Here is a 7,429-nt window from a genome sequence, read left to right as displayed (position 1 = left end):
CACGTGTTGCCATACGCGGCTCCATAGCCGTTTCTGGATCGGAAGCGAAGTCGCCATTCGCTGCAAGCGAAGATAGAGGCATGTGCCATGCGGGGTCCGATCGGCATACTAGCGACGTGAACGGCCCAGAGCCGACCTTCAGCCTTGGATCAGCATGCCGCATCGCAGGCCGTCAAAGCTCCCGTTCGCCGCATTTGCGACCCCGGCGGGGTCCGAAGGTCTCCAGTGCGGACAGAGCTGACATTAGTTTCTCCGAATAGCATGACTGGAGATGCAAAGGCCTTTTGCCGGTCGAGGACGCTATTGCTCGGTTGGCAGGCAGACACTCCAGCTTGCCATGGCCAAACTTACAGCCCTTTCAAGCTCCTCTCGGCTTGCGCCGTCGCGTGCCGATGTAGCGATCCCGACCATGAACGTGCTGAAAAAGGTCGCGACCGCATGGGCGTCGGTGTCCGGGGGCGTATGTCCTGATGCAATATCGCGCTCGACTTGCTTGAAGATCGCTTCGAAGTTCGCTCTTCGCTCCGCCGAAAGAACGTCGGCGGCAAACTGGTTTTCGGGTCCGCAATTCGTCGCAGCTTGCGTCACAAGGCAACCGGTCGGATGAGAGACATCCGTCTGCATGGCGACGGAGCGGCGCAGACATGTCTCGACCACCTCGCGCGGCGGAAGACTTTCATCCCGCAGGATGTCAGTGACGCTGCCATGCGTGACGCGATACCGTTCCACAACCTCGCGGAACAGGGCCTCCTTCGATCCGAAGGCCGCGTAGAAGCTGGTGGGTGAGATGCCGCCCATGGCCTCCTTGAGCAGGTTGAGCGTCGTCGGCTCGTAGCCATGTTCCCAGAACAGGTGCATCGCCGCGTCGAGCGCTGCGCCGCGGTCGAAACCGCGCGGTCTTCCGGTTCTTGCCATGTTTGTCCTCCTGTCGATTAATGAATTAATTGATACAGAATTCATTGACAAGGGCAGCAGATACCCCTTACTTCCGCATCGATCGATACGGAATGGACACTCAATGACAACCACGACACATTTTGGCGCTGATGAGCGCCTACCCATCGCGGCCCTGCTGGCGCTGGCGATGACAGGCTTTATCTGCATTGCGACCGAGACCTTGCCTGCGGGGCTGTTGCCGCAGATGTCCGATGAGCTCGGTGTCTCACCCTCCCTGGCAGGACAAACCGTGACGGCCTATGCGTTCGGCTCGCTCGTGGCAGCCATTCCTCTGACGATGCTGACGCAAACATGGCCACGTCGGTCTGTTCTACTGCTGACCGTCCTCGGCTTTCTGATATTCAACTCAGCGACAGCCCTGTCGGAGAGCTATTGGCTGACGATGGGCGCGCGGTTCATGGCCGGGGCGGCAGCAGGGCTCGCATGGAGCTTGATTGGCGGATACGCGCGGCGAATGGTATCGGCGGCGCAGCAAGGGCGAGCGATGGCCATTGCGATGGTGGGCACGCCTGTAGCCCTCTCTCTCGGCGTTCCGCTCGGCACATGGCTTGGAACCGCCATCGGATGGCAGATGGCGTTCGCGGTCATGTCCGGGCTATCCGCCCTGCTGATCGCGTGGATCCTGATCGCAGTGCCGGACCATCCGGGACAGAAAGCGGAAAGCCGCATAAATCTTGGCAGCGTTATTGCCATGCCAGGTGTGCGCGCGGTTCTCGCCGTGGTGCTGCTCTGGATGCTCGGCCACAATATCCTCTATACCTACATCGCGCCATTCGCGGAACGCGCCAGCTTGGGCGATCACGTAGATCTCGTGCTGCTGATCTTTGGCGTTGCATCCTTGCTGGGCATTTGGATTTCAGGACAATTGGTAGATCGCGCATTGCGCCGTTCGGTCCTGATCAGCCTGTCGGTTTTCGCTCTGATGGCTTTTGGCCTGGGTCTGTTCGGGCAGCATCCTGAAGCGGTCCTCATTGGCGCCGTGATCTGGGGCCTGACTTTTGGGGGCGCTGCAACGTTCCTTCAGACGGCACTTGCCGATACCGCCGGTGAAGGCGCGGACGTTGCTCTGTCAATGAATGTCGTGGTGTGGAATTCCGCGATTGCCTCTGGAAGCATCGTGGGCGGTATTCTTCTCGATGCCGCAGGAGCGGGCGCGTTTCCATGGGCGGTCTTTATCCTGGCGGTTGCGGGCGTCATTGTCACATTTGGTGCGCGCAGGTCTGGCTTCCGCCCCGGAAGCCGCGGATAAGGAAGCTAACGAAAGACGGCGTCGGGCTCTTTTCGGCCGCTCGCCGCGCTCTACACGAAAGGCCGCTGTCGGCTTAGCGTAGGATTTCGCACCCTAACGCAAACGCCCCCTACGCAGGTAGAGGCGCTATTTCCTTGTCGCTGGCAAATGCTTGCCGACGCGTCCAAGCCTGAGCTTTGGTGTGTCTATCCGCGCGGTGCGGGTCTCGGGCACCCTTCGCGACTTGCCCCTTGTATGCATGCGGGTGCGTGATTTCGAACTGCGGTATGCTTGCTGCGGCCAAGTGGAATTCCTGGCGCGCCAGTGACGAGGCAAGATAGCGCGTTTCGCGCACGTGTGCCGGCGTCCGCGCTTCGAGCCCTTCCGCAATTCGCTGCTCGACCGCGGAGGGTAAGAGCCCTCCGATCACGATCGCCTCGCCGTCGAACATCACCTTCACCAGTTCCAGCACCGGATGCAATTGATCGCAGGTCCAGTCAATCCAGGGGCCAACATCTATGTGCTGGGAGAGGTCTTCGGGGAGGTCGAACAGGCTGTCGACCCGCAGGCCCCGATCCGCAGCATAGTTCAGACGATCTTGGCCCGAAGGCCGCCTTGCCGCGTGTGGGAAGTAGCTGCCCAAAGCCGCTGCGTTTCCGAAACTGCCCGCGTAGAGTCGCCGCTCAATGATGCTTCCGCCGCCAATACCGTACCCGAAATAGACGATGTTGAAGCTCTCCAGCGCCCTGCCAGCACCGAAGTAGCTTTCCGCAAGCGCTGCCGCACGGGCATCGTTGATGATCCACTTCCGCAGGCCCAGCCCCTCGGCAAAGACCTCGCGCACCGCCAGTGCGTCCATCGCCCGGGCACGAAGGTGCGCCCCGGGCTCTGGTGAAAATTGATCGGCACAGAAACCCCGGCTGCGACCAGCTGCGCCCGCGTCGCGCCGGCTTGTGCCAGCAACGCGTCGACACTTGCCCCGGCGGTACGCGCGACATCGAACGGATCGGACATGTCGGCATCGAGTGCGAGATGCGCGACCACCTCGCCGCCCATCCACGACAGCGCCAGGACGGGTCCTGTCGACGATGCAGACGATACCAAGCGTGTAGAGCCCGCGGCCATCCAGCCGCAGCAACCGCGTCTTGCGCTTGGCAAGGCTTGTGACGCCGGGCACCGCGTCGAAATCAACGTCCTCGAGCAACCCCATCTCCCGCCCGCTATCGCACGACCAACTGTTCCAGCTACAATGCGTCGCTGCGCATGCGGGGGCTTTGCTGATCTGGGTGGACAAGGAAATGACCTGGCTTGCGCCGCGTGATGGGCAACGCGGACGGCCAGCGGTGTTTTCCGATGCGGCCATTCAGTTCTGCCTGTCGATCAAGATCCTGTTCAAGCTGCCGCTTCGCCAGACTGCCGGTATGGTGGCGAGCCTGGTGAAACTGGCGGGGCTGGACTGGCCTGTGCCAGATTTCTCCACGCTGTGCCGCAGGCAGAAGACCCCGGCCGCCCAGGTCCCGTATCGCCGCGCCGATAGCCCGATTAACCTGCTTATGCCCTCTCGGGACATCACCCTTTGATGCCCTGCCGGGTGACAGACAGCACGGGCATCAAGTTTCTTGGCGATGGCGAATGGCAAGCGCCTAAGCACGGAATGCAGGGGCGGCGCCAATGGCGCAAAGTACACTTGGCCAAGGACCCGGCTACATCCGACATCCGCGCCGTGGAATTCACCCCCAGCCGCGACGGCGACAGCCCTGTGCTGCCCGACCTGGTCAGCCAGATCCCGGAGAGCGAACTGATCGGCACCGTGACCGCGGACGGAGCCTACGACACGCGCCGCTGCCACAAGGCTATCATCGAGTGCGACGCGGTTCCGATCATCCCGATCCGCACGAACAGGCGGCTATGGAAGGATGACTGTCAGGCCGCAAAGGTCCGCAACGAGACGCTGCGCGCCACCAGGCACTACGGCCGGGCCTTCTGGAAGCGCTGGACGGGATATCACTCCCGCAGCAGGATCGAGGCAAGGATGCGCTGCCTGGAATCCTTTGGCGAGAGCATCGCAGCACGAAACCCTGACCGCCAAACCGCAGAAATCCACATCCGCATTGCCCTCATGAACCGCTTCAACGGGCTCGGCACCGCCGAGATCGTCCGCGTGGCCTGATGTCAGCGGGGCAAGGGGCAGTCACGCCTCAGGCAGGCGTAATGCAACAACGCCTCAGCCATCGCTCTCGCCGCAACGGTGATCTTTTGGTTATGAGCCCAGAGCCTAGCCAGTCCCGTAGGCACAACGCACGGGCCGAGTACCGCCCCACTCGGAATGTGGTACATGGCCTATAGCTTGGCTACGTGCAAAGCGCGCAACGAAGCGGTCTCATTCCAAAGCAATACCGCTGCGCCCAGCCAAACGGCTGCGCTCCAACAGGGTGGCGATCAAGGTGGCGGCAGCGGAAATATCCATGCCGCCTGTGCGTATGCTGGACACGCAATAGCGCTCGGCATCGCGCGTATCTGCGCGCGGGTGCCATGTCACATAGGCCCCGAGCGAGTCGGACGCCGACAGGCCCGGGCGTTCTCCGATGAGTGTTATAACGGCCTGTGCCTTGAGCGCCAACGCGATGCGGTCACCCGCAGCCACCCGCCCGTTTCGCAGCAAAACCGTGCCAACCGTCAGCCCCGCTGTCAGGCATGGTCGCAGCGTCTCGATGAGAGGCACAGCGTTGCGGTTGACCGCCAGAGCCGACAATCCGTCGGCCACAACAATGCACAAATCGCAACTCAGCGCGCTCTGCGAGAGCAGCGTCTGGGATGTGTCTGAGAGGAGACGGCCAAGGTCCGGACGCGTCAGATATTCTTCGCGTGATGTGACAGCGCTCTCGACCACCAAAGGCCAAGCACCGTCTTTGAGCGCCTGGGAAAGTGCCGAGACCTCAAAAGCCGAGGAAATCGCGTCGCGTGCCCGCGCATGATCGAGGGAAAACCGCAAAACGGCCTGCGTTGGCAGACCAGAACCCGCTTGGCCCAAAGCAATACGCGCATCCGTGAACCGCTTGAGATTGGCCATCACATCAGATGCCGCAACACGGCGTGGAACGGGCCTGTCATCACTCATGCGCCAAGCTCCAACAGCTTTGCCCCGTTGCCCTGCAACCACGTTTGCGCACCGGTCACACGCCCCGCATGATCGAGGATGTCATGTCGCGCCAGCCATGCGGCAAACTCCGGCGCAGGGCTGAGGCTCAGCGTTTCGCGCAACTGCGCAAGATCATGGTGTGCAAGGCTTTGATAATTCAGCATGACATCGTCGGCCCCCGGAACGGTAATGACAAAATTCACCCCCGCATTCGCCAGACTGTGCAGCAAAAGATCCATGTCATTTTGGTCGGCCTCAGCATGGTTGGTGTAGCAGACATCACAGCCCATCGGCACGCCCAGAAGCTTGCCGCAGAAATGGTCCTCAAGCCCCGCACGGATGATCTGCTTGCCGTCGTAAAGATACTCCGGTCCGATAAATCCCACGACAGTGTTCACAAGCAAACAGTCAAAAGCACGGGCAACGGCATAGGCGCGGACTTCCATGGTCTGCTGGTCGACGCCATGGTGACCATTTGACGACAGGGCCGCGCCCTGCCCCGTCTCAAAATACATCGCATCCTGGCCCACCGTGCCACGCCCAAGCGCAAGAGCGGCCTCCTGAGCCTCGCGCAGGATCGACAGTGAGACGCCAAAGCCTGCATTGGCCGATTGCGACCCCGCGATAGATTGAAACACCAGATCGACCGGCGCACCGAGGTTGATCGCCTCAATCGCGGTCGTCACATGGCCAAGCACGCACGATTGTACCGGCAGGTCATAGGTAAGCCGCAGCTCGTCAAGCAACCGCGCGGTGCGGATATAGTCGCTGACGCCATCGGTGGCCGGATTAACGCCAATCACAGCATCGCCTGAGCCATAGATCAGCCCGTCCACAGCACTGATCGCGATGCCCAACGGATCGTCAGTCGGATGGTTGGGTTGATTGCGCGCCGCAATCGTCCCCGGCAAGCCCACCGTGGTGCGAAATGCTCTCACCACATTGATTTTGCGCGCCACACTGATCAAATCGGCGTTGCGCATGAGTTTGCTGACGGCGGCGACCATGTCCGGCGTCAAACCCCAAGCCAGGGCGTGAATGGCCGAACCCTCTGCGCCCAAAAGCCATTCACGAAACGCCCCCACAGTCAGGGAGGCGACTGGCGCGAAGGCATCAAGATCATGTTGGGCCGCAATCAGATCGCTCACCTCATCTTCGACCTCGGGCATAAGGGCCTCCGAGAGAAAGGCCTTAAGTGGCAAATCCGCCAGACAATATTGTGCAGCGATCCGTTCCTCGGCGCTGCGCGCCGCAAGTCCGGCCAGGACATCGCCCGAACGGTGCGGCGTTGCGCGCGCCAGCAGCGTCCGCAGGTCCTTGAAGTGCCAGCGCGTGGTGCCGAAAACATGCGAATAGCTCATGAGATGGGGTCCGTTTCCGTGTCGATTGGGCCTTTAGAAATCGCCTTTTGCCCTACGCGCGCCCTTCGCCTTTCCCGAGGTTCAATCTTGCTCCCCGTCGAGCGTTTGCCACCGGGTCAAATGCGCCTTGATGAGATCCTGCAAAGTGGATGCATCGCCCGCCTCTATCGCATCGACCATGTGCAGGTGGTCAAGGCTGGACTGACGAGCTTTGGCCGTCGTGGCCCAATTCGACCAATCACCCGGCAGATCGCGTTCGCGCAATTCATGGATCAAGCTGGCAAGTGTTGTGTTTTGGAGCGGGGCGATCAACGCACGGTGAAAACCATGATTAAGACCGCGCATCTGCTGAAACGACAGAACATCCACACCTGCGTCAAAAGCCAGAGCCGCCGCCCGGATGTCAGCGATGTCTGCATCACTGGCATTGGCCACGATTTCTGTCGCAGCGGGCAATTCCAACATCAAACGCACGTCGGTGATTTCCGCGCGTGCCTCGATTGAGGGCTGTACCACGCGGAACCCACGATTTGGCGTGTGCTCCACGATATGCGCACTTGCGAGCGTTGCCAAAGCGGTGCGCGCAGCGCTGCGTGTGCAGTTGTAGCGATCCTGCAAATCTATCTGGCGCAGCCACTCGCCCGGACGTAGCACCCCCAGAACGATGTCGCTGCGCAGACGCTCGGTCACGTCATCCTGCATATGCTCGATCAACGAAGACGCCGCCACGGTCATGCCTGTGCC

General features: G+C 61.2%; 6 protein-coding genes and 1 pseudogene. 2 read left to right on the top strand and 5 right to left on the bottom strand.

Translation table 11 applies throughout. The features are described 5' to 3' along the window. Window positions 1-300 precede the first annotated feature (300 nt). Window positions 301-915 (bottom strand): TetR/AcrR family transcriptional regulator, encoded by a 615-nt coding sequence (locus tag J4E08_RS23435; protein WP_349540573.1) that lies wholly within the window; start codon window positions 913-915, stop codon window positions 301-303. On the opposite strand from J4E08_RS23435, the gene J4E08_RS23430 reads away from it, so the two are divergent. Beyond that, window positions 914-2,206 carry an MFS transporter gene (locus J4E08_RS23430; RefSeq protein WP_349540572.1) on the top strand — a complete coding sequence of 431 codons (1,293 nt, stop codon included), beginning with the start codon at window positions 914-916 and terminating at the stop codon, window positions 2,204-2,206. The genes J4E08_RS23435 and J4E08_RS23430 overlap by 2 nt on opposite strands. A 109-nt stretch (window positions 2,207-2,315) precedes the next feature. Here the strand turns inward: J4E08_RS23430 and J4E08_RS23425 are convergent, their stop codons facing one another. Continuing rightward, the gene (locus tag J4E08_RS23425; RefSeq protein ID WP_349540571.1) at window positions 2,316-3,044 is read right to left on the bottom strand and encodes an ROK family protein; all 729 of its coding nucleotides are present in this window, start codon (window positions 3,042-3,044) and stop codon (window positions 2,316-2,318) included. Window positions 3,045-3,442: 398 nt separating this feature from the next. Here J4E08_RS23425 and J4E08_RS23420 point away from each other — a divergent pair. Continuing rightward, window positions 3,443-4,355, top strand: a pseudogene (locus tag J4E08_RS23420) (IS5 family transposase). A 210-nt stretch (window positions 4,356-4,565) separates the two neighbouring features. Here the strand turns inward: J4E08_RS23420 and eutC are convergent. The 3 genes from eutC to J4E08_RS23405 all read right to left on the bottom strand — a co-directional run bounded on the left by eutC (window position 4,566) and on the right by J4E08_RS23405 (window position 7,420). Beyond that, a complete protein-coding gene (eutC, locus tag J4E08_RS23415) occupies window positions 4,566-5,303 on the bottom strand; it encodes an ethanolamine ammonia-lyase subunit EutC (RefSeq protein ID WP_349540570.1) in 738 nt (245 codons plus the stop codon). Next, on the bottom strand, window positions 5,300-6,685 hold the full coding sequence (locus J4E08_RS23410; protein WP_349540569.1) for an ethanolamine ammonia-lyase subunit EutB: 1,386 nt from the start codon (window positions 6,683-6,685) through the stop codon (window positions 5,300-5,302). Before J4E08_RS23410 ends, eutC begins: the two co-directional genes overlap by 4 nt. A gap of 81 nt (window positions 6,686-6,766) precedes the next feature. Continuing rightward, window positions 6,767-7,420: a GntR family transcriptional regulator gene (locus tag J4E08_RS23405; RefSeq protein ID WP_349540568.1), complete on the bottom strand. Its 654-nt coding sequence runs from the start codon at window positions 7,418-7,420 to the stop codon at window positions 6,767-6,769. Window positions 7,421-7,429 lie beyond the last annotated feature (9 nt).

The organism is Sagittula sp. NFXS13 (genome assembly GCF_040148795.1).
Taxonomy (GTDB): Bacteria; Pseudomonadota; Alphaproteobacteria; order Rhodobacterales; family Rhodobacteraceae; genus Sagittula; species Sagittula marina.
The sequence above is the reverse complement of the archived record's forward strand: the minus strand, read 5'-3'. Positions and strand labels throughout refer to the sequence as shown.